Source organism: Streptomyces sp. NPDC051578 (genome assembly GCF_044454045.1).
In the GTDB taxonomy this organism is placed as follows: Bacteria; Actinomycetota; Actinomycetes; order Streptomycetales; family Streptomycetaceae; genus Streptomyces.
Genome location: NZ_JBITDH010000010.1, coordinates 88,717 through 110,180, shown reverse-complemented (window position 1 = coordinate 110,180; position 21,464 = coordinate 88,717). Strand labels below are relative to the sequence as shown.

Genomic DNA, 21,464 nt, shown 5'->3' with positions numbered 1-21,464 from the left:
TCAGAGCTCCAGGTCCACCACGACCGGGGCGTGGTCCGAGGCGCCCTTGCCCTTGCGCTCCTCGCGGTCGACGTAGGCGTCCTTGACGGCCCCCGCGAAGGGTTCGTTGCCGTACACCAGGTCGATGCGCATGCCCCGGTTCTTGGGGAACGCGAGCTGGCGGTAGTCCCAGTACGTGTACGGGCGGTCGTACTTGAGCGGGCGGGGCACGACATCGCTGAGCCCGACGGCCCGCAGCGCCTCCAGGGCGGCCCGCTCGGCGGGGGTGACGTGGGTCATGCCGGCGAACACGGCGGGGTCGAACACGTCCTCGTCGGTCGGCGCCACGTTGTAGTCGCCGAGCACCGCGAACGGGCGCGGGCCGGCCGCGTCTTCCGCGACGGCCGCGGCCAGGGCGCGGAACCACTCCAGCTTGTAGCCGTAGTGGTCGTGCGCGACCTCGCGGCCGTTCGGCACGTACACCGACCACACGCGCACGCCGTCACAGGTCGCGGAGATGGCGCGGGGCTCCTCGACGCCCTCGTACGCGGGGCCGTCGGGCAGCCCCACGACCACCTCCTCCAGGCCGACCCGGGAGATCACCGCGACGCCGTTCCACCGGCCGGTGGCGTTGACCACGGCCTTGTAGCCCAGCTCGCGCAGCTCGTCGTGCGGGAACTGGTCCGCGGAGCACTTGGTCTCCTGGACGCACAGGACGTCCGTGCCGGAGCTCTGCAGCCAGGCCAGCAGGCGCGGCAGCCGGGCGGTGATCGAGTTGACGTTGTATGTGGCGATACGCATGCCGACCAACCTACCGCCCGGCACCGACAGTCACAGGTCCTTGGCCTGCCCGGCGGTGAGCCGCCCGTGGTCGGTGCCGCCGAGGGCGGCCAGGACGTTGTCGTAGACGGGTCGGGCCAGGTCCGCGAGGTAGGCGTCGTGGATGTCGATGGCCCGGCGGGGCTTGACCTCGCGGACGTAGTCGATCACTTCGGCGATCTTGTTCCAGGGCGCGTGCACCGGCAGCATCAGGGTTTCCACGGGCTCCCCGGGCACGGTCAGCGCGTCGCCGGGGTGGAAGAGGGAACCGTCCACGAGGTAGCCGACATTGGTGATCCGGGGCATGTCCGGGTGGATCTCGGCGTGCAGCTCGCCGTGTACCCGGACCTCGAACCCCGCGGCTTCGAAGGCGTCGCCGTTGCCGACGGTGTGCACCCGGCCCGGGTAGGCACCGGCCAGCTTCTCCGCGACGCTGCGCAGGGTCCACAGCCCGGCCTCCGGGTTCGCGTCGAGCGCGGCGCGCAGCCGGCCCTCCTCGAAGTGGTCAGGGTGCTCGTGGGTGACCAGCAGGACGTCCGCCCCCAGCCCCGCGTCGGGTTCGCTGAAAGCGCCCGGGTCGATGACGAGCACGCGCCCGTCCTTCTCCAGCTGGACGCACGAGTGCAGGCGCTTGGTGAGTTTCATGATCCCAGGCTATCGGCCGGGAGCGGGGTGCACCGGGGCTACGGGACGGCCGTGGAGACCACGTACACCCTGGGGTTCCCGGGCTTGGTGAGGTCTACGGTGACGTCCCGCGTGGGGCGGGGGTCCTTGGCGTCGAGGGTGATCCCGTACCAGGTGTGCTTGGGGCTCCAGCTCCATCCGGCGACCTGCGCGTCGTGCTCGGAGATGGACACGCCCGGGGTCAGCTGCTGCCTGCTGGTGCCGATGTCGGCGAGGAAGGTGTCCAGCTCCTTTGGGGTCAGCGAGAACTGGGTGTAGAGCCGGCTGGTGTGCCAGTTGTTGGTCTCCAGGTAGCCGACGAGGGAGGCCATCATCGGGATCGGGACCTCGTAGATGCTGCGCTGCACCGCGGACGGCCAGGCCGTGCGGACCTTGACGGCGCCGACCTTGGCGGCCTTGTCGCGGCCGCTCTCGCGGCTCTGCTGGGCGGAGACGGCGAGGTAGCCCGCGGGGACGCCGACGAGCAGCAGGATGATGATCGCGGTGATCCAGCGGCGCCGGACCACGTGCCGGCGGTCCTCGGCCGGGGAGGCGGGCGCGGGGCCCTCGTCGGGGGCGGGGGCCTGGCGGGGCAGCAGGGGCGGTGGGTTCACGGCTGCCGGTCCTGCTTCTCGGGGCCCGTCGCGCCGGTGGCGTCGCGCAGGCCGAGGCGCGCGTAGCGCTCGTACCGCTCGACGCGCCGGCGCGTGGCGCGGCGGAAGCGTCGGGCGACGAGGCGGGCCAGGTCGGCCGCGCCGACCATGCCGGCCTCGGGGCCGAGCTGGGCCTTGGCGATCCGGGCCTCGGGGCGGTAGCCGCGGCCGGTGAGGTGGCGCCGGAAGGCGTCTCGGGCGGGGCCGATCAGCAGGTCGTCGGCGGCGCTGACGCCACCGCCGATGACGAAGCAGGACGGGTCGAGGGCCGCGGCGAGGTTGGCGATGCCCACGCCCAGCCACTGGCCGATGTCCTGGAGCAGCTCGACGCACATGGCGTCGCCCTCGCGGGCCAGCTCGGTGATGAGCGGCCCGGTGATCTCCGAGACGTTCCCGCCGACCTTCGCGATGATGTTGTACGCAACCGGGGAGTCGGCGGCGGCCAGCTCGCGCGCCTCGCGGACCAGGGCGTTGCCGGAGCTGTACTGCTCCCAGCAGCCGCGGTTGCCGCAGGGGCAGCGGTGGCCGCCGGGCACGACCTGCATGTGGCCGAACTCGCCGGCCACCCCGTAGCGGCCGCGCTTGACCTGGCCGCCTTCGAGGATGGCGCCGCCGATGCCGGTGCCCAGCGTGATCATGACCAGGTGGTCCTCGCCCCGGCCGGCGCCGAAGCGCCATTCGGCCCAGGCGGCGGTGTTGGCATCGTTGTCCACCATGACCGGTACCGCGAGCCGGGACTGGAGGGCGTCGCGCAGCGGCTCGTCGCGCCAGGCCAGGTGCGGGGCGAAGAGCACGCGGGAGCGGTCGGCGTCGACCCATCCGGCCGCGCCGATGCCCACGGCGTGCACGTCGTGCCGGTCGGAAAGGTCGAGCACCAGCTCGACGATGGTGTCCTCGACGACCTGGGGGCTCTTGGACTTGTCCGGGGTCTCGGTGCGGATCTTCTCCAGGATGACCCCGTCGGCGTCCACGACACCCGCCATCACCTTGGTGCCGCCGATGTCGATGCCCACGGTCGGGACGCGGGGCGCGGTCAGCAGCGACCGGCGCTCACGGGTCCCGACGGTCCGCAGGACGGTGCCCCGCGCCGACCCCCGGTGGGAGAGCGTGAAGTCCCGGTACGTGCTCATCGAGTCGTGTCGTCCCTCGGGGTGCGGGTGGTGCCGGACGGGCGGTCAGGACCTGATTCTGCCACCCGCTCCAGTTCGTGGCTCAGCTCGTCCAGCTCGGAGCCGCCCGCCATCTGCCGGGTGAGCTCGTCCAGGGTGATCGAGTCGCGGGTGTGACTGCCCGCCATCGCCCCGCGCTTGAGGAGCACGAAGCGGTCCCCGACGAGGTGGGCGTGGTGCGGGTTGTGGGTGATGAGGACCACGCCGAGACCCGCGTCACGGGCCGCGGCGACGTACTTGAGGACCACGCCGGACTGCTTGACGCCGAGCGCCGCGGTCGGCTCGTCGAGGACCAGGACCTTCGCCCCGAAGTAGACGGCCCGGGCGATGGCCACGCACTGCCGCTCGCCACCGGAGAGGGTGCCGATCGGCTGGTCCACGTCACGCAGGTCGATGCCCATCCGCAGCAGCTCGGCCCGGGTGGTCTCCCGCATGAACGCCACGTCGAGGCGGCGCAGGGGCCCGCGGCCGCGGGTGGGCTCGGAGCCGAGGAAGAAGTTCCGCCAGACCGGCATGAGCGGGACGACGGCGAGGTCCTGGTAGACGGTGGCGATGCCGTGGTCCAGGGCCGCGCGGGGGTTCGCGAGTACGGTCTCCTCGCCCTCGATCTCGAAGCTGCCGGAGTCGTGGCGGTGCAGGCCGGCGATGATCTTGATCAGGGTGGACTTGCCGGCGCCGTTGTCACCGAGGACGCAGGTGATCTCCCCGGCCGAGACCTCCAGGGAGACGCCCTGGAGGGCGCGGATGTTGCCGTAGTACTTGCTGACGTCGGTCAGCCTGACCAGAGCGGTCGCGTTTTTCGCCTTCACGGCGGTCGCGTCGTTCACCGTCACTTCGCCTCCGCCCGCTTGCGGACCCATGCGTTGAGCAGCGTCGCGAGCAGGAGCATCGCGCCGAGGAAGAACTTGAACCAGTCCGGGTTCCACTGGGCGTAGACGATGCCGTTGCTGGTCATGCCGAAGATGAAGGCGCCGACCGCCGAGCCGATGGCGGAGCCGTAGCCGCCGGTCATCAGACAGCCGCCGATGACCGCCGCGATGATGTACAGGAACTCGTTGCCGACGCCCTCGCCCGACTGGACGACGTCGAAGGAGAAGAGGATGTGCTGCCCGGAGATCCAGGCGCACAGGGCGACACCCATGTACAGACCGATGCGCGTCTTGACGACCGGGACGCCGGTGGCGCGGGCCGCGTCGGCGCCGCCGCCCACCGCGAAGATCCAGTTGCCGGCGCGGGTGCGCAGCAGGATCCAGGTGGCCACCGCGACCAGGGCCAGCCACCACAGGATGGTGACCTTCAAGGTGACCGAGCCGACGTTCCACTGCGAGGCGAACAGGGCCCGGGCGGAGGGGAAGCCCTCCATGTCGGCGATGGTCTTGGTGGAGACCGAGCCGCTGATCAGCTTGGTGAAGCCGAGGTTCAGGCCGGTCAGCATCAGGAAGGTGCCCAGCGTGATGATGAAGCTGGGCAGCTTCGTGCGGGTCAGCATGAACCCGTTGAAGAAGCCGATGGCCAGGGTGACCAGCAGCGAGACCAGGACGCCGACCCAGGCGTTGGCGGTCATCTGGTAGCTGAACATCGAGCTGAGCAGCGCCGAGGTGGTGACCATGACACCGGCCGACAGGTCGAACTCGCCGCCGATCATCAGCAGCGCGACCGGGACCGCCATGATCCCGATGGTGGACGCCGAGTACAGGATCGTGCTCAGGCTGGAGGCCCGCAGGAAGCTGTCGGCGGCGAAGGAGAAGAAGACGAAGACGGCGGCGGCGCCGACGACCGCGCCCAGCTCGGGGCGGCCGAGGAGGCGGCGCAGCAGGGAGGTGGGCGCGAGCCGTTCGTCGGCCAGGGCCGGTGCGCTCATCGGGTGCCCCGCTTGATGTACTCCTCCAGCTTGGCGGCCTCGTCGCCGGTGACGATCTGCGGGCCGGTGAGCACGGGGCGGCCGCCGCCGAGCACGTCCGCGTTGTAGCGGTTGAGCCACAGCAGGTCGATGGCCTCGTACCCCTGAAGGTAGGGCTGCTGGTCGACCGCGAAGCCGAGGGCGCCGGATTTCAGGTCCCGGGCCACGGATTCGTTGAGGTCGAAGGTGTCCACCTCGGCCTTGCTCCCGGCCGCGTCCTTGGCCTTGATCGCGGTGGGGGCGAAGGGGGCGCCGAGGGTCACGATCGAGTCGACGGACGGGTCCGCCTGGAGCTTGGCCTGGATGGCCGCCTGGACGGAGGGCATGTTGGTGCCTTCGACGTACAGGTTCTCCATGGTCCCGCCGAACGTCTTCTTCGCCCCGGCGCAGCGCTGCTCGTGCCCGACGTTGCCCTGCTCGTGCAGGACGCAGACGGCCTTCTTCTTGCCGCGCTTGGTCAGCTCGGCGCCGACGGCCTCGCCCGCGATCTGCTCGTCCTGGCCGATGTGGGTCAGGGCCCCGTACTCGGCGGACTGGGCGGATCCGGAGTTGACGGTCACCACGGGGATGCCGGCCTTGACCGCCTTGGCGATGACGTCCTTGAGCGCCTCGGGCTTGGCGAGGCTCACGATGATGCCGTCGGCCTTCTGGTCGATGGCGTTCTGGACGAACTGGGCCTGCTGCTGTGCCTGGTCGTCGTGGGCGTAGACGAAGTTGATGTTGTCCTTCGCAGCCGCCTCCTTGGCGCCCTTCTGGACGATGTCCCAGAAGGTGTCGCCATCGCCCGCGTGGGTGACCATCGCGAAGGTCCAGCGCGGGGTGTTCACGGCGGGCCGGCCCGCCTGGGCGGTCTTGGCCCGCTCCTCGGCGCGCTTGCCGCCCGTGCTGCTGCAGCCCGCGAGGGAGGCCCCCAGTACCGCCGCGAGCACGGCGCCCATGACGCGCACCCCTGTCCGAACCCTAGCCACGTCGCCGCGCCCTTCCTTTGTCGTGCGTCCCGTCGGGCATCTTTTCGCGCATCCCGTCGTGCATCTCGTCACCGTCACAGCCGGTCGTCCTCAAAGCGGTCCATTCCGGTTCCAGCCGCCCAGTATCCGCCACAGTGGACCATGGAAGACCATCGGGGCACTCCCGGGCAGATTGACAGGCTTCCGGTACGGGGTCACGTTGAGTGCATGCGCATCGGGATCATCGGAACGGGCCGGATTGGCTCGTTCCACGCGGCGTCCCTGGCCCGTCACCCCGACGCCGGCTCGCTGCTGCTGGCCGACGCCGATCCCGAGCGGGCCGCGCGGCTGGCGGACCGGCTCGGGGCCACCGCCGCGCCGAGCGTGGACCAGGTCTTCGCCTGGGGCGTGGACGCCCTCGTCGTCTCCTGCTCGACCGAAGGGCACGCCGAGCTGGTCGTACGGGCGGTCCGGGGCGGCCTGCCGGTGTTCTGCGAGAAGCCCGTCGCGCCGGCCCTGGGGCGGACCCTGGAGGTGCTGCGCGAGGTCGGTGCGGCGCGCGGCGTGCTCCAGCTGGGCTTCATGCGCCGGTTCGACGCCGGGTACGCCGCCGCGCGCGCACTCGTACGCTCCGGCGCGCTGGGACGGCTGCACACCGTACGGACGACCACGGCCGACCCCGCGCCGCCGCCTGCGGGTTACCTGCCCTCGTCCGGGGGCCTGTTCCGGGACTGCCTGGTGCACGACTTCGACATGGTGCGCTGGGTGACCGGGCGCGAGGTGACCGAGGTGTACGCGGCCGGGTCCGACGAGGGCCGGCCCGACTTCCGGGAGGCCGGCGACGTCCACAGCGGCGCGGCCCTGCTCACCCTGGACGACGGGACGCTCGTCAGCAGCACCGGCACCCGGTGCAACGGCGCCGGGTACGACGTGCGCATGGAGCTGGGCGGGGAGCTGGACCAGGTCTCCACCGGGCTGGACGACCGCACGCCCATCGCCTCGACCGAACCGCACGGCCCGCCTCCGGCGAGCAAGCCGTGGACGGGGTTCCTGGAGCGGTTCGGCCCGGCCTACGAGGCGGAGCTGGCGGCCTTCGTACGGCTGGTGCGCGGCGAGGGCCCCAACCCGTGCGACGGCGCCGAGGCGCTCGCCGCGTTCCGGGTCGCCGAGGCGTGCGAGCTCTCGCGCCGGGAGCGGCGCCGGGTACGGATGGAGGAGCTCCCGGGTCTGTGACGGGCCGGCCTGGGGCGCACGGACCCGGGACGGGTGGCCGCGTCGGGGGTGTGGTCCGCCGGACATCCTCGGTGGCGCCCCGCCGCTACCAGCGCACCGGGTACCGCCGCACACCCCGGACCATCGCCCCCGGTATCCACTCCAGCGGCCCGTCGGGGTCCTCGGCGAGGCCGGGGAAGCGTTCCACGAGCGCCCGGATCGCCACCCGGCCCTCCAGCCGGGCCAGCGGGGCGCCGATGCAGTGGTGGATGCCGTGCCCGAAGGCGATGTGGCCGCCTCCCCTGGCCGGGCGGCTGATGTCGAAGCGGTCGGGCTCGGCGAAGCGGGCGGGGTCGCGGTCGGCCCCGGCGAGGGAGACCAGTACGGGCGAGCCGGCCTCGATGAGGACGCCGCCGATCTCCAGGTCGGAGCGGGCGAAGCGGAAGGTGGCGGTCTCCACCGAGCCGTCGTAGCGCAGTACCTCCTCCACCGCCCCGTCGATGAGGCCGTCCGGGTCGGCCCGCAGGGCCGCGAGCTGTTCGGGGTGGGCCAGCAGCGCCCGCATGCCGTTGGTGATCAGGTGCACGGCGGTCTCGTTGCCGCCGAGCAGCATCAGCAGGGCCATCGCGACCAGCTCCTGGCGCGTGAGCCGGTCCCCGCCCTCCTCGCGGCTCATCGTCCAGGCGCTGAGCAGGTCGTCGCCGGGGTCGGCCCGCTTGGCGTCGGTCAGCTCGCTGACGTAGGCCGTCATGTCCCGCCAGGCCGCGCCCTCGGACTCCACTCCGGTCGGCGCGACGATCTCCGCGGTCCAGGCGCGGAAGTCGTCCTGGTCGCTCTCCGGGACACCGAGGATCTCGCAGATCACGATCATCGGCAGGGGCTGGGCGAAGGCTTCGATCAGGTCCGCGCGGCGTTCGGCGCGCGCGGCCATCCCGTCGAGCAGTCCGTCGACGATCTGCCGGATCCGGGGCCGGAGGGACTCGATCCGGCCGGGGGCGAAGGACGGGGCGACCAGTTTGCGCAGCCGGGTGTGGTGGGGCGGGTCCGAGCGCATCATGTTGGCGCTGGCCTCGGTCGTCTCGCGGTCGCTGTAGAGGCCGCTGCTCAGCCAGTTCTTGGACACCTCGGGGTGGGTGAGGGCCTGCCGGGCCTCCTCGTGGCCGACGATCAGCCAGACCTCCTGCCCGTCCGCTGCTTTGACGCGGTGCACGGGGCCGCTCTCGCGCAGCCGCTTGTAGTGCGGATACGGGTTTTCGTTGAAGTCTTCGGCGATCGTACTGAGGTCCAGAATCGGCATGGGGTCACCCTAGACCGGCAGTTGACCATGGGTGGGGCGGCTTTCGGCCAATCGGTCGGCTTCCGGCTCGCCGGCCCCGGGCGGTGCCGGCGAGGGCGAGCACCGGCACCACGAGGGCGCCACCGTACGGGAGGGTCAGACCGCGAAGGTGCCGAACGTGGCGCGGCCGGTCGGGCGGTAGCTGTGGATGGCGATCCCCTTGGGGGTGGTGCGGTGGCCGGTCAGTTCGAAGGACGTGGGGAGGCCGCCCGTCGGGAACAGCTTGCGGCCCGCGCCGAGGAACACCGGCATCACCATCAGGTGCAGTTCGTCCACCAGGTCCCGGGCCAGCAGCCACTGGGCCAGCTGTCCGCTGCCGTGGACCTGGAGTTCTCCGTCCAGCTTGTCCTTGAGCCGTACGACCTCGGCCTGGAGGTGTTCGCCGTCGATGACCGTGGTGTTCTCCCACTGCGGCTCGCGCAGCGTGGTGGAGGCGACGTACTTCGGCAGGCGGTTGAGCCGGCTCGCCACGGGGTTGGCGGGGTCGTCGTGGTCCGGCCAGTAGCCGGCGAAGATCTCGTAGGTGCGGCGTCCGAGGAGGAACGCCTCGACCCGGCCGAAGTTCTCCGTGATGAACCCGCCCATGACCTCGTCGTCGAAGGGCACGACCCAGCCGCCGTAGCGGAAGCCGTCGCTGGGGTCCTCCTCGGGCCCTCCGGGCGCCTGCATCACTCCGTCGAGGGTGAGGAAGGTGGTGAGGGTCAGCTTGCCCATGGCTCAGCGCTCCTTGTTCCGTACGGTCGGCTCTTCACCGTTCAGACTCCCGGGCCGCCGAGAACTCATCGCCGCGGCGCGCGGGCGACGCCGCGCGGAGCACGCGGAGGAAGGCGGCGGGGCCGGCCGGCAGGAGGGTCCGTACGCCGGGCGGGCGCGGCCGGGGCGGAACCCGGCCCGCGCACGGGTGCGCCCCGGGGGTGTCGGCCCCCGGGGCGGTCCGCGGTGCGTCAGGAGGGGCGGATCAGCCGCCAAGCTCCTGGTGGCGGGCGGCGTGGGCGGCCGCGCCGGCTTCCGTCAGGGAGCCGAACAGGCGCAGGCGGGAGAAGCCGCCGTCCGGGAAGATGTCGATCCGCACGTGCGTGCCGACCGCCGGGGTGTCCAGCACGAAGCGGTGGTTCGTGTCGGGCTGGAGGCGGGTGCGCGGCAGGAACTCCGTCCACTCGCCGTCCTCGCCGGACTTGATGGACAGCGACGCCCAGCCGGCCGAGTTGCCCTTGAGGTAGGCGGTGTCGATCTCGACGGCGCGGATCTCGGAGTCCGCGACCAGCTGGTAGCGGATCCAGTCGTTGCCGTTGTCCCGGCGGCGGGCGGTCTCCCAGCCGTCGTCCATCTTGCGGGAGCGGCCCGGGGTGATGGTGTTGGTCGGCGGGGAGTAGAAGCGGTTGGACGCGTCCTCGACCGAGCCGCCGTTCTCCAGGGCGACGACGTCGAAGGTGCCGAGCGCGGCGAGCCACTTGGGGTCCGGGCGGACCTCTCCGTAGACGCGCAGGCGGGCGACTCCGCCGTCCGGGTGCTGGTTCAGGCGCAGGTGCGTGAAGCGCTGCTCCACGTCGATCTCGAAACCGTTGGCCGCGTGGCCGCCGACGGGGGTGCGCTCGACGAGGGTCGTCCACTTGACGTCGCCGGAGAGCAGCTCCTCCGCGGTCGGGGAACCCTCCACGGCGGCGCCCTGTACGGAGACGGCCTGCGGCATGTTGCCGCGGAAGTGGGCGGTGTCGACGACGATGCCGCGGATGACGCCCGGGGCGCCGAGGCGGATCAGGGCGTAGTCGTGGTCCTCGGCGGTCGGCCAGGGCTGCTCGGCGGAGACGCCGCGGCGGCGGCGGGTCTCCCAGCCGTCCATGACCTTGCCCTTGTGCCCGAAGTGCTCGGGGTCGAAGTGCGCGGGCTCCTCGATGAGCAGGTTCTCGCGCTCGGCGAAGAACTCGTCGTTGGCGGCGATGACACCGGCGCCGAGCGCACGCGCGGCGAGGTTCGCGTACTGGGTGAACGGGAAGTCCGCGGTGCGGTAGTCCGCGTACGGGTCGCCGCCTCCGTACGGGTTCGCGTTGCCGGTGAAGGAGGGAATCGCCACTTGTCAGTTCTGCCTTTCGAGGAGTCGGCCCGTGGGCTCGGTCGGGGTGCCGTGGTCGGCGATCTGCGTGCCGCGCAGCCAGGTGGACTTCACGACGCCGTGCAGGGTCTTGCCCGCGTACGCCGTGACCTGGTTGCGGTGGTGCAGGTGGGCGGGATCCACGGTGAAGGTCTCTTCGGGGGCCAGGACGGCGAAGTCGGCGTCCCGGCCGGCCTCGATGGCGCCCTTGGCGGCCAGTCCGGCCAGGGCGGCCGGCGCGGTGGACATCCAGCGCGCGACCTCTTCCAGGGTGCGGCCGCGCTTCCTCGCCTCGGTCCAGATCGCCGGCAGGCCCAGCTGGAGGGAGGAGATGCCGCCCCACGCGGTGGCGAAGTCACCGGTCTTGAGGTCCGCGGTGGAGGGGGAGTGGTCGGAGACGATGCAGTCGATGGTGCCGTCGGCGAGCGCGTCCCACAGGAGGTCCTGGTTGGCGGCCTCGCGGATGGGCGGGCAGCACTTGAACTCGGTTGCGCCGTCCGGGACTTCCTCGGCGGTCAGGGTGAGGAAGTGCGGGCAGGACTCGACGGTGATCCGTACACCCTCGGCCTTGGCGGCGGCGATCAGCGGCAGCGCGTCGGAGGAGGACAGGTGCAGGACGTGGACGCGCGCGTTCAGCCGGCGCGCCTGGGCGATGAGGTTCTCGATCGCGGTGTTCTCGGCGTCGCGCGGACGGGAGGCGAGGAAGTCCGCGTACTTGGGGCCGGGCGTCTGGGGCGCGGACTCCAGGTGGTGCGGGTCCTCGGCGTGCACGATCATCAGGCCGCCGAAGCCGGTGATCTCGGCGAGGGAGGTGGCCAGCTGTTCCTGGTCGAGCTGGGGGAACTCCTCCACGCCGGAGGGCGACAGGAAGCACTTGAAGCCGTAGACGCCGGCGTCGTGCAGGGGGCGCAGGTCCTTGACGTTGTCGGGCAGCGCGCCGCCCCAGAAGCCGACGTCGACGTGTGCCTTGCTGCGGGCGACGTCCTGCTTGACGCGCAGGTTCTCGACGGTGGTGGTGGGCGGCAGGGAGTTCAGCGGCATGTCGAGGATCGTGGTGATGCCTCCGGCCGCGGCGGCGCGGGTGGCCGTCCAGAAGCCCTCCCACTCGGTGCGGCCGGGGTCGTTCACGTGGACGTGGGTGTCGACCAGGCCGGGGAGCAGGACGTCGTCACCGAAGTCCTCCAGCCGGGCCCCGGCCGGTACGGCGGCCTGGTGCGGCAGTACGGCGACGATCTTCCCGGCGGCGACGGCCACCGAAGCGGCGCGCGTCCCCTCGGGGGTGATCACGCGGGTCGAGCGCAGTACCAGTTCCACGTCGTCGGACACGCCGGAACCTCCCCATCTACTTCCACAGAGCGAAATTCAACGTTCTGTTGACGGAGTCTTCCCCGCGATCCCAAGCCAGTCAAGAGCCTCCGGACGGACCACTGACACCCTTCCGCCCCACTTGGACGTTTCCACGAGATGGAATTAAGATTTCACTATCCAGAATGTAGCTATCACCATCGGGAGGCGGCCGGTACCTTCACCACCACGTCCGTCTCCCGGACAAACCGCCTCTGACCGGCGGGGAAGGCGTCGCCCGGCTCTAGGGCCGTCGCCGACCGACCGGTAGGCTGCTTCCTTGCCTGCCAGCACCGAAAGGACCGCGCCCGTGCCGACGTCCAGCGCCAGCACCACCGACGCTTCCGCCAAGCCCACCGCCGGCGGCGGTGGCGTCCAGTCCCTGGAGCGCGCCTTCGACCTGCTTGAACGCATGGCCGACGCGGGGGGCGAGGTCGGCCTCAGTGAGCTCTCCGCCGCCAGCGGTCTGCCGCTGCCGACCATCCACCGTCTCATGCGCACCCTCGTGGCGTGCGGATACGTCCGCCAGCAGCCCAACCGGCGCTACTCCCTCGGCCCCCGCCTGATCCGCCTCGGCGAGTCGGCCGCCCGGCTGCTCGGCACCTGGGCCCGCCCCTACCTCGCCCGCCTCGTGGAGGAGACCGGGGAGACGGCGAACATGGCCCTCCTCGACGGAGACGAGATCGTCTACGTGGCCCAGGTGCCGTCCAAGCACTCCATGCGCATGTTCACCGAGGTCGGCCGCCGGGTGCTGCCGCACTCCACGGGCGTGGGCAAGGCGTTGCTCGCGTACACGCCCGCCGACGAGGTGCGGGCCCTGCTGGCGCGCACCGGGATGCCGGCCGCGACGGAGAAGACCATCACCACGCCCGAGGGTTTCCTGGACGCCTTGGAGCAGGTCCGCAAGGTCGGCTACGCCGTCGACGACAACGAGCAGGAGATAGGGGTCCGCTGCCTGGCGGTGTCGGTGCCGAATTCTCCGACGGCCGCCGCGATCTCCATCTCCGGCCCGGCGGGCCGGGTGACGGAGGCGCTGACGGAGTCGATCGTGCCGATCCTCCAGGGGGTCGCCGCCGAGCTGTCGGTGGCCCTGCAGAGCCAGAGCCCCGCGTAGGACACCTGCACAGGTCCGTACGGCGCCTGGACGGGCCCGTACGGCGCCTGCTCGGGTCCGTACGTACGAGAGCCCCGGCGCCCGCCGCGAGGGAGGGCGCCGGGGCTCTCGCGTGCCTCAGCGCGCGGGGAGCGCCTGGGTGAGGCGGCCGTCGGCCATCCGCGCCGTGCGGTCCATCCGCTCCAGGTGGGCGTGGTCGTGGGTGACCAGCACCGTGGCCGTGGAGCGCTCCCGGGTCAGGGTGACCAGGAGGTCGAGCACGGCCGCGCCGCGCTCGTGGTCCAGGGCGCTGGTGGGCTCGTCGACCAGCAGCACGGCGGGCTCGTTCATCAGGGCGCGGGCGATGTTGACCCGCTGGCGCTGGCCCCCGGACAGCTGGTGCGGACGCCTGTCCGCCTTGTCGGCCAGGCCCACCGCGTCGAGCAGCTCCAGCGCGCGTCCGCGCAGCCGCCGGGCCGGGCGGCCCGACAGGTGGGCCATCACCTGGAGCTGCTCGGCGGCGGTCAGGGACGCCGGCAGGTTGGGCTGCTGGAAGACGATCCCGATCTCCTCCCGGCGCAGCGCCGCCTTCTCCGCGGCGCTGAGACCGGCGGTGTCCCGGCCCGCGACGACCACCCGCCCCGAGTCCGGGGTGACGAGGGTCGCGGCGACGGCGAGCAGGCTGGACTTCCCGGACCCGGAGGGCCCGATCACGGCGGTCAGGGTGCCGCCGGGCACCTCCAGACAGACGCCGTCCAGCGCGGTGAGCCGGCTGTCCCCGTCGGGGTAGGTGAGGGTGACGTCGTGGACGAGCAGGGTCATCGGGCGCTCCCGAGGGCGGTCAGCGGGTCGACGGCGGTGATCCGCCGGATGGAAAGGGCCGCGCCCAGGGCGCCGAGCACGATCATCACGGCGGCGGGGACGAGGACGGTGGCCGCGTCGAGGACGAAGGGCACCTCCCCGCCGCTGATCAGCACGCCGAAGGAGGCCGCGAGCGCCGTGCCGAGCCCGGTGCCGGCGGCCAGCATGAGGACGGCCTGCCCGAGGGCGTCCCGCAGCAGGTACCCGGTGGAGGCCCCCAGCGCTTTCAGCACCGCGATGTCACCGCTGCGCTGGATCGTCCACACCGTGAAGAACGCCCCTATGACGAGCGCCGAGATGGCGAAGAGGAAACCGCGCATCAGCTGGAGCGAACCGTTCTCGGAGGTGTAGGAGCCGATGGCGCCCAGGGCGCCGTCGATGGTCTCGGTCCTGGTGCCGGCGGCCCGGTCACCCGCGGCGAGGTCGGCGCCGGGGGCGTCCAGGGCGATGACGGTGGCCACGGTGCCCCCGCCGTCGCCGCCCGGATTCCCGATCCGCTGCCAGTCGCCCAGGTCCGTCCAGACCACCGGGGTGTGGCTGAACGCGGCGGTGCCGGACACGGCGGCCACGGTCAGTTCGAGCGGGCCGACCCTCAGCCGGGCGCCCACGCCCGGTCCGCCGAGTTCCCGCGCGGCCTTCTCGGTCAGGACCACCCGGCCCGGCCCGGGACCGGCACCGCCGGGCGCGAGCCGGCCGGCCGGGTCGACGCCGAAGACCGAGACGGCGGCGGTGCGCTCGCCGGCGACGGCGTTGGCCGTACGGATGGCGAGCGGCTCCGCCGAGCGGACCCCCGGCCGGGTCCGCCAGGTCCGCCAGGCGCTCTCCGTCAGCTGCGAGTTGGTGAAGGACACCTTCTGGCCGCCGGCGGGCGCGGCGAAGGACAGGTGTGTTGCGGGCAGGGCGGTGACGGCCGAGACGTTCTCCCGGGCCAGTCCGGAGGTGAGTCCGGACAACAGGCCGACGAGCAGCGTGATCAGCAGGACGACCGCGCCCATCAGGGCGAAGCGGCCCTTGGCGAACCGTAGGTCTCTCCAGGCGACGAACATGGTCCCCACCCTGGTGCGGGCAGGGGGCGCGGGGCATCGAGCCGGAGTGCGGTTCCCGGTGTCGAAGGACGGAGCCCGGGATCAAACTTTCGGTTGACCGCGGGCCGCCGGGCCGCGCTTACGCTGGTCAGGCGATGTCTGCTCCCCACTCCCCCGCCTCCCGCCCGCTCACTCCCGTCTCCCGCGTACTGCGGCTGTGCCTGCACGCGCTGTTCGTCGGGCTGCTCGCGCTGGCCGCCGGGCGGGCCGTCACGGACGCCGCGCCCCGCGCCGGGTGGGTGGTGGCCGTCTGCGCGGTGCTCGCCGCGCTCTACGCGGGCGGGGTGCTGACCCCCGCGGTCCACCGCTCGGCGCGGGCCGGGGCGGTGTGGCTGGCGGCGCTGGGCTGCGTGTGGGCGGCGCTGCTCGTGGTCTCCCCCGACGGGCTGTGGATCGCCTTCCCCCTGTACTTCCTCGAACTGCACCTGCTGCGGCTGCGCTGGGGCATCACGGCCGTCGCCGTGACGGCCTGCGCGGCGATCGGCGGCTACCTCGGCCAGAGCGGCCTGGCCCACGGCGTGGTGACGCCGGGGGCGTTCCTGGGGCCGTTGCTGGGCGGGGCGGTGGCGGTGGCGACCGTACTGGGCTACCAGGCGCTGTACCACGAGAGCGAGCGCCGACGGCAGCTGATCGAGGAGCTCATAGCGACGCGGGCCGAGCTGGCCGCCGCCGAGCGCAGCGCGGGGACCCTCGCCGAGCGGGAGCGGCTCGCGCGGGAGATCCACGACACCCTGGCCCAGGGGCTGTCGTCCATCCAGCTGCTGCTGCGGGCCGCGGAGCGGTCCCTTCCGAAGGACCCGGCGGTGCACGCGGTGGCGCTGGAGCACATCGGCCGGGCCCGGGAGGCCGCCCAGGAGAACCTCGCCGAGGCCCGCCGGTTCGTACGGGCCCTGACACCGTCCGATCTGGAGCACGGGTCGCTCGCCGCCGCGCTGGAACGGCTGTGCTCGGCCGCTCCCGGGCCGCGGGTGCGGTTCTCGCTGAGCGGCGCGCCCCGGGCGCTGCCCACCCCGTACGAGGTGGCGCTGCTGCGGATCGCCCAGTCGGCGCTGGCCAACGTGGTGCGCCACGCGCGGGCCGGGCGCGCCGAGATCACCCTCACCTTCATGGACGCCTCGGTCACCCTGGACGTCGTCGACGACGGCCACGGCTTCGACGTCGGCTCGGCGCCCTCGGGCGAGGGCGGCTTCGGCCTGCCCGCGATGCGCTCGCGCGCCGAGACGCTGGGCGGGCTGTTCACCGTGGAGTCCACCCCCGGCCAGGGCACCGCCGTGGCCGTCACCCTGCCGCTGCCCCTGGAGGTGCCCTGATGACGATCCGGCTGCTGCTGGCCGACGACCACCCGGTGGTGCGGGCCGGGCTGCGGGCCGTGCTGGAGGCCGAACCGGACTTCGCGGTGGCGGCGGAGGCGGCCACCGCCGAGCAGGCGGTGGAGCTGGCCGCCTCCGCGGGGGTGGACGTGGTGCTGATGGACCTCCAGTTCGGGTCGGGCATGCACGGCTCGGCGGCGACGGCCCTGATCACGGCCCGCCCGGCGGCGCCGCGCGTCCTGGTGCTGACCACGTACGACACGGACGCGGACATCCTCGCGGCGGTGGAGGCGGGCGCCTCGGGCTACCTCCTCAAAGACGCCCCGCCGGAGGAGCTGGCGGCGGCGGTGCGCACGGCGGCGGCGGGCCAGTCGGCGCTGGCACCGGCGGTTGCGCTGCGGCTGATGGACCGGATGCGCACGCCCGCGCAGGTGCTGACGAAGAGGGAGCTGGAGGTGCTCCAGCTGGTCGCGGACGGACTCTCGAACCAGCAGATCTCCAAGAAGCTCTTCCTCAGCCAGGCCACGGTCAAGTCCCACCTCGTCCACGTCTACGCGAAGCTCGGCGTCGACTCCCGCACGGCGGCCGTGGCCGCGGCCGCCGGGCGCCGCCTGATCCGCACCCGGTAGGGCTGCGCAGGGCCTACGCCACCCAGTGCGGCCGCTGTACCGCCGGGGTCAGCGGGACCCCCTCGTGGAAGGCGCTCGCGAGACGGCGCACGGCCTCGTCCAGGCGGTCGGCGGGCAGCGTGTACGGGATCCGCAGCCGGTGCTCGAAGGTGCCCGGGTCCACCCCGAAGCGGGCGCCGCGCCCGATGTGGACGCCGGCGGCCGCGGCGCGCTCCGACAGCGCGGAGCTGACCGGCTCCCCGAGGTCCACCCACAGGGAGAGCCCGCCCGGCGGCAGCTGCCACGACCACTCGGGGGTGTGCCGCTGGAGCGCGCGGACCAGGGCCCCGCGCCGTACGCGCAGCTCGGCGAGCCGCTCCGGCAGGGACCGGTCCTGCCCGTCCAGCAGCGGCAGCGCGACGAGCTGGTCCAGTACGGAACCGGTCATGTCGGCGGCGACCCGGACCGTGGTCAGCTCGGTGATCATCTTGGCGGTCGCGCGGATCCAGCCGACCCGCAGCCCGCCCCAGTGCGTCTTGCTCAGCGAGCCGATGGTCACGACGTGGTCGGCTCCCCCGGGCGGCGCCAGCGAGGCCAGTGGGGCGGGGGCCGGTACGTCGAGGGCGATGTCGGCGATGGTCTCGTCGACCACCAGCCACGTGCCGGTCCGCCGGGTGGCCGACAGCAGGCGCAGCCGCTGCTCCAGCGGCATCAGGGCGCCCGTGGGGTTGTGGAAGTCCGGGATGACGTAGGCCAGTCTCGGAACGGTCTGGCGCAGTGTGGACTCGGCGATCTCCATGTCCCAGCCCGCGTCGGAGACCGCGATGGACCCGGTCCGCACCCGGGCGTGCCGCAGGGCGTCGAGCGCGTTGGCGTAGGTCGGACTCTCGGTGACGACCCGGTCCCCGACCCGGCACAGCAGGCTCACCACCAGCGCGAACGCCTGCTGGGCGCCGGCCGTCACCAGGATCTGCTCGGGGAGGGTGGGCAGGCCGCGCCGGGTGAACCGGTCCGCGACGGCCGTACGCAGGGCGGGCAGCCCGAACGGGTGGTAGCCCGGGGTGCGGGCCGCCTCGGGCAGCTTGGCCGCGGCCCACGCCAGCGCCTCGGTCAGGGCCCCCTCGGGGGCGCCCATCGCGGCGATGGCGAGGTCCATGCCGGAGTCCGGGTCGGCGCTGTGGCCCCCGGGGCCGAGCAGGGCGTGGGTGCCGACGGGGCGGTGCCCCTCGGGGAGGTCGGTCCAGGTGCCGGAGCCGCGGCGGCTGTGGGCGTAGCCGCTCTCGCGCAGCAGGTCGTAGGCGCCGGTGACGGTGGCCCGGCTGGCGCCGACCGCCTCGGCCAGTTCCCGCTCCGCGGGCAGCCGCACGTGCAGGGCGATCCGGCCGTCGAGGATCAGGGTGCGCAGGGCGTCGGCGAGCGCCCGGTAGCCGGGACGGGCCAGGAGGGCGGGTGGCAGGAGCGCCGCCAGCTGGCGGCTGCCGATGGTCCTGTCCGCGGTCTGGACGATTCGCCCGTTCGCCATGCCAACCTCCCCCGATTGGCTCTGCCTGCCAGGCCAATCGAGGACCACACTCGCGGTATTGGCCACCGATTGGCAAGGAGACGCCGCAATGTCGACCCACCGTGACGCAGTGCTGCTGACCGACCGGGACGAGCGGGCCCTGCTGGCCGCCGCCGAGCAGCGGATCTCCGCGCCGCTGCGGTTCTCGGCCGTCGTACGGGCGCTGCGCCGGTTCGCGCCGGGCCGGTCGTCGTCGCCGGACCGGTCGTCGTCGCGCCGGTTCGCGCCGGGCCGCCCGCGCGGGGCCGCACAGGGGCGAGAATCGCTGTCATGCCAGCCGACACCCCGCACGCCACCCGAACCGGCGCCGACCGCCCGGTGATCGCCGGCCTGCTCCTCGCGGCGGGCGGCGGCCGCCGTCTGGGCGGGCGGCCCAAGGCCTTGCTGCCCTACCGCGGCCGCCCGCTCGTCGAGAACGCGGTGCGGGTGCTGCGCGAGGCGGGCTGCGGCCCGGTGCACGTGGTGATCGGCGCGTCGGCGGCGGAGGTCCGGGAGCGCGCCGACCTGACGGGCTGCGTGGTCGTGGACAACCCGGACTGGACCGAGGGAATGGGTTCCTCGCTGCGGCTCGGGCTGCACTCGCTTGCCGGTACGGACGCGGCGGCCGCCCTGGTGTCGCTCGTGGACCAGCCGGGGATCGGGCCGGCGGCGGTGGCCCGGGTCCTGGCGGCGTACCGCTCCCCCGCGAGCCTCGTGGCGGCCGCCTACGACGGGGAGCGCGGTCATCCGGTGCTGTTCGGGTCCGCCCGCTGGAGCGACATCGAGAAGACCGCGACCGGCGACCGGGGCGCGCGGGTGCACCTGCGGGAACACGCCGATGAACTCACGCTGGTGGAGTGCGCGGACGTCGCGGAGGCGTTCGACATCGACACCCCGCCCGATCTGGCGCGCCTGGTGTGAGGCTTGTGCGCGCGGTAGTCGTCGTGGCACCCAGGGCCACCGGTCCACAGAATATGTCGACCCGGAGAATCTCGACATCAACAAACCATTGAACTTCCACCATGAGGAAATTACTATCCACTGGTCAGAAGCGCCCTGAACCACAGACGGCGCCCGCGACCGTACCCCGGAACTCTCCACACCCGACGGCACTGCGTGCCGTCTCGCGCGAGCATTCCCCCGCGGCCGCCAGGCACCGCCGCTGAAGGAGTGACAGATATGTCCGCACCAGCGCCGTCCCCGCTGGCCATCGTCGCCGCCGAGCCCCTGCCCCGGCAGGACGAAGTCCTCACCGAAGCGGCCCTGGCCTTCGTGGCCGAGCTGCACCGGCGGTTCGCCCCCCGCCGCGCCGAGCTCCTGGCCCGGCGCGCCGAACGGCGCTCCGAGATCGCCCGCACCTCCAGCCTCGACTTCCTCCCGGACACCGCACAGGTCCGCGAGGGCGACTGGAAGGTGGCGCCCGCCCCGGCCGCACTGAACGACCGCCGCGTGGAGATCACCGGTCCGACGGACCGCAAGATGACCATCAACGCCCTCAACTCGGGTGCCAAGGTCTGGCTCGCCGACTTCGAGGACGCCTCGGCTCCCACGTGGGAGAACGTCGTCCTCGGCCAGCTCAACCTCATCGACGCCTACGAACGGCGCATCGATTTCACCGACCCCCGCTCGGGCAAGTCGTACGCCCTCAAGCCCGCCGACCAGCTCGCGACCGTCGTGATGCGGCCGCGCGGCTGGCACTTGGAGGAGCGCCACCTCACGATCGACGGCCGCCCGGCCTCCGGCTCGCTCGTGGACTTCGGCCTGTACTTCTTCCACAACGCGCAGCGCCTGATCGACCTCGGCAAGGGCCCCTACTTCTACCTGCCGAAGACGGAGTCGCACCTGGAGGCGCGCCTCTGGAACGACATCTTCGTCTTCGCCCAGGACTACGTCGGCATCCCGCAGGGCACCGTCCGCGCGACCGTCCTGATCGAGACGATCACGGCCGCGTACGAAATGGAGGAGATCCTCTACGAGCTGCGCGACCACGCCGCCGGCCTGAACGCCGGGCGCTGGGACTACCTCTTCTCGATCGTGAAGAACTTCCGTGACGGCGGGGAGAAGTTCGTCCTGCCGGACCGCAACGCGGTGACGATGACGGCCCCGTTCATGCGGGCCTACACCGAACTCCTCGTCCGCACCTGCCACAAGCGCGGCGCGCACGCCATCGGCGGCATGGCGGCCTTCATCCCGTCCCGCAAGGACGCCGAGGTCAACCGGATCGCGTTCGAGAAGGTGCGGGCCGACAAGGACCGCGAGGCGGCCGACGGCTTCGACGGCTCCTGGGTCGCCCACCCCGACCTCGTCCCGATCGCGATGGCCTCCTTCGACGCGGTGCTCGGCGAGAAGCCGAACCAGAAGGACCGGCTGCGCGAGGACGTCTCGGTGGCCCCGGGCGACCTGATCGCGATCGACTCCCTGGACGCGAAGCCGACGTACGAGGGCCTGCGCAACGCGGTCCAGGTGGGCATCCGCTACATCGAGGCGTGGCTGCGGGGTCTGGGCGCCGTCGGCATCTTCGGCCTGATGGAGGACGCGGCCACCGCCGAGATCTCGCGCTCGCAGATCTGGCAGTGGATCAACGCGGGCGTGGTGTTCGAGCACGACGGCGCCCTGGTGCCGGCCACCGCCGAACTGACCCGTGAACTGGCCGCGCAGGAACTGGCCGCCATCCGCGCCGAGATCGGCGACGAGGCCTTCGCGGCCGGCAAGTGGCAGCAGGCCCACGACCTCCTGCTCCAGGTCTCCCTCGACGCCGACTACGCGGACTTCCTCACCCTGCCCGCGTACGACCAGCTGATCGGCTGACCTGCGCGCACTTCGACTGAAACGCACAGCAGTCGAAAGGCACACAAG

The 21,464-nt window shown here is 72.6% G+C and carries 21 protein-coding genes; 7 read left to right on the top strand and 14 right to left on the bottom strand.

The features are described 5' to 3' along the window. The 7 genes from ACIA6C_RS29360 to ACIA6C_RS29330 are packed head-to-tail and all read right to left on the bottom strand — an operon-like array spanning nt 1 to nt 6,121. Entirely contained in the window at nt 1–780 is a 780-nt protein-coding gene (locus ACIA6C_RS29360; RefSeq protein ID WP_366081924.1) for an exodeoxyribonuclease III, read from the bottom strand. Between the two features lie 30 nt (nt 781–810). Continuing rightward, nucleotides 811–1,443, bottom strand: coding sequence for an MBL fold metallo-hydrolase (locus ACIA6C_RS29355; RefSeq protein ID WP_399280377.1), 633 nt, complete (start codon nt 1,441–1,443; stop codon nt 811–813). Between the two features lie 38 nt (nt 1,444–1,481). Further along, nucleotides 1,482–2,075, bottom strand: coding sequence for a hypothetical protein (locus tag ACIA6C_RS29350; RefSeq protein ID WP_366081922.1), 594 nt, complete (start codon nt 2,073–2,075; stop codon nt 1,482–1,484). After that, nucleotides 2,072–3,244: an ROK family glucokinase gene (locus tag ACIA6C_RS29345; RefSeq protein ID WP_399280375.1), complete on the bottom strand. Its 1,173-nt coding sequence runs from the start codon at nt 3,242–3,244 to the stop codon at nt 2,072–2,074. The genes ACIA6C_RS29350 and ACIA6C_RS29345 overlap by 4 nt, the downstream gene beginning before the upstream one ends. Further along, nucleotides 3,241–4,143: an ATP-binding cassette domain-containing protein gene (locus ACIA6C_RS29340; protein ID WP_399280373.1), complete on the bottom strand. Its 903-nt coding sequence runs from the start codon at nt 4,141–4,143 to the stop codon at nt 3,241–3,243. The genes ACIA6C_RS29345 and ACIA6C_RS29340 overlap by 4 nt, the downstream gene beginning before the upstream one ends. Next, nucleotides 4,113–5,144 (bottom strand): ABC transporter permease, encoded by a 1,032-nt coding sequence (locus tag ACIA6C_RS29335; RefSeq protein WP_361139125.1) that lies wholly within the window; start codon nt 5,142–5,144, stop codon nt 4,113–4,115. The genes ACIA6C_RS29340 and ACIA6C_RS29335 overlap by 31 nt, the downstream gene beginning before the upstream one ends. Continuing rightward, nucleotides 5,141–6,121: a sugar ABC transporter substrate-binding protein gene (locus ACIA6C_RS29330; protein WP_361139122.1), complete on the bottom strand. Its 981-nt coding sequence runs from the start codon at nt 6,119–6,121 to the stop codon at nt 5,141–5,143. Before ACIA6C_RS29330 ends, ACIA6C_RS29335 begins: the two co-directional genes overlap by 4 nt. Nucleotides 6,122–6,358: 237 nt before the next feature. Between ACIA6C_RS29330 and ACIA6C_RS29325 the strand changes: the two genes are divergently transcribed. Continuing rightward, entirely contained in the window at nt 6,359–7,363 is a 1,005-nt protein-coding gene (locus ACIA6C_RS29325) for a Gfo/Idh/MocA family oxidoreductase (RefSeq protein WP_399280370.1), read from the top strand. A gap of 85 nt (nt 7,364–7,448) precedes the next feature. On the opposite strand, the gene ACIA6C_RS29320 is transcribed toward ACIA6C_RS29325, so the two are convergent. The 4 genes from ACIA6C_RS29320 to allB all read right to left on the bottom strand — a co-directional run bounded on the left by ACIA6C_RS29320 (nt 7,449) and on the right by allB (nt 12,093). Beyond that, nucleotides 7,449–8,639, bottom strand: a complete 1,191-nt coding sequence (locus ACIA6C_RS29320; protein ID WP_399280368.1) for a cytochrome P450 — start codon at nt 8,637–8,639, stop codon at nt 7,449–7,451. A 135-nt stretch (nt 8,640–8,774) separates the two neighbouring features. Then, entirely contained in the window at nt 8,775–9,392 is a 618-nt protein-coding gene (locus ACIA6C_RS29315) for a dihydrofolate reductase family protein (RefSeq protein WP_399280366.1), read from the bottom strand. A gap of 244 nt (nt 9,393–9,636) precedes the next feature. Beyond that, on the bottom strand, nt 9,637–10,749 hold the full coding sequence (gene alc, locus ACIA6C_RS29310; protein WP_399280364.1) for an allantoicase: 1,113 nt from the start codon (nt 10,747–10,749) through the stop codon (nt 9,637–9,639). Nucleotides 10,750–10,752: 3 nt separating this feature from the next. Continuing rightward, on the bottom strand, nt 10,753–12,093 hold the full coding sequence (allB, locus tag ACIA6C_RS29305) for an allantoinase AllB (protein ID WP_399280362.1): 1,341 nt from the start codon (nt 12,091–12,093) through the stop codon (nt 10,753–10,755). Nucleotides 12,094–12,421: 328 nt separating this feature from the next. Between allB and ACIA6C_RS29300 the strand changes: the two genes are divergently transcribed. Beyond that, nucleotides 12,422–13,225 carry an IclR family transcriptional regulator gene (locus ACIA6C_RS29300; RefSeq protein ID WP_190186535.1) on the top strand — a complete coding sequence of 268 codons (804 nt, stop codon included), beginning with the start codon at nt 12,422–12,424 and terminating at the stop codon, nt 13,223–13,225. 117 nt (nt 13,226–13,342) lie between these two features. On the opposite strand, the gene ACIA6C_RS29295 is transcribed toward ACIA6C_RS29300, so the two are convergent. Then, nucleotides 13,343–14,026, bottom strand: a complete 684-nt coding sequence (locus ACIA6C_RS29295; RefSeq protein WP_361139104.1) for an ABC transporter ATP-binding protein — start codon at nt 14,024–14,026, stop codon at nt 13,343–13,345. Further along, nucleotides 14,023–15,111, bottom strand: coding sequence for an ABC transporter permease (locus ACIA6C_RS29290; RefSeq protein WP_399280359.1), 1,089 nt, complete (start codon nt 15,109–15,111; stop codon nt 14,023–14,025). The genes ACIA6C_RS29295 and ACIA6C_RS29290 overlap by 4 nt, the downstream gene beginning before the upstream one ends. 134 nt (nt 15,112–15,245) lie before the next feature. Here ACIA6C_RS29290 and ACIA6C_RS29285 point away from each other — a divergent pair, with 134 nt between their 5' ends. Together ACIA6C_RS29285 and ACIA6C_RS29280 are read left to right on the top strand one after the other, a co-directional pair. Then, entirely contained in the window at nt 15,246–16,460 is a 1,215-nt protein-coding gene (locus ACIA6C_RS29285) for a sensor histidine kinase (RefSeq protein WP_399280357.1), read from the top strand. Then, nucleotides 16,460–17,089 (top strand): response regulator, encoded by a 630-nt coding sequence (locus ACIA6C_RS29280; protein ID WP_399280355.1) that lies wholly within the window; start codon nt 16,460–16,462, stop codon nt 17,087–17,089. Before ACIA6C_RS29285 ends, ACIA6C_RS29280 begins: the two co-directional genes overlap by 1 nt. Before the next feature lie 13 nt (nt 17,090–17,102). Here ACIA6C_RS29280 and ACIA6C_RS29275 read toward each other — a convergent pair whose 3' ends face one another. Next, nucleotides 17,103–18,590: a PLP-dependent aminotransferase family protein gene (locus ACIA6C_RS29275; protein ID WP_399280353.1), complete on the bottom strand. Its 1,488-nt coding sequence runs from the start codon at nt 18,588–18,590 to the stop codon at nt 17,103–17,105. A gap of 88 nt (nt 18,591–18,678) precedes the next feature. On the opposite strand from ACIA6C_RS29275, the gene ACIA6C_RS29270 reads away from it, so the two are divergent. The 3 genes from ACIA6C_RS29270 (at nt 18,679) to aceB (ending at nt 21,416) form a co-directional block, all read left to right on the top strand. Next, complete coding sequence (locus ACIA6C_RS29270) at nt 18,679–18,951, top strand: hypothetical protein (RefSeq protein WP_399280351.1); 273 nt, start codon at nt 18,679–18,681, stop codon at nt 18,949–18,951. Then, the gene (locus ACIA6C_RS29265) at nt 18,900–19,529 is read left to right on the top strand and encodes an NTP transferase domain-containing protein (RefSeq protein WP_399280349.1); all 630 of its coding nucleotides are present in this window, start codon (nt 18,900–18,902) and stop codon (nt 19,527–19,529) included. The genes ACIA6C_RS29270 and ACIA6C_RS29265 overlap by 52 nt, the downstream gene beginning before the upstream one ends. 258 nt (nt 19,530–19,787) lie before the next feature. Beyond that, nucleotides 19,788–21,416 carry a malate synthase A gene (gene aceB, locus ACIA6C_RS29260; RefSeq protein ID WP_366082899.1) on the top strand — a complete coding sequence of 543 codons (1,629 nt, stop codon included), beginning with the start codon at nt 19,788–19,790 and terminating at the stop codon, nt 21,414–21,416. The last annotated feature ends 48 nt before the right edge of the window (nt 21,417–21,464 follow it).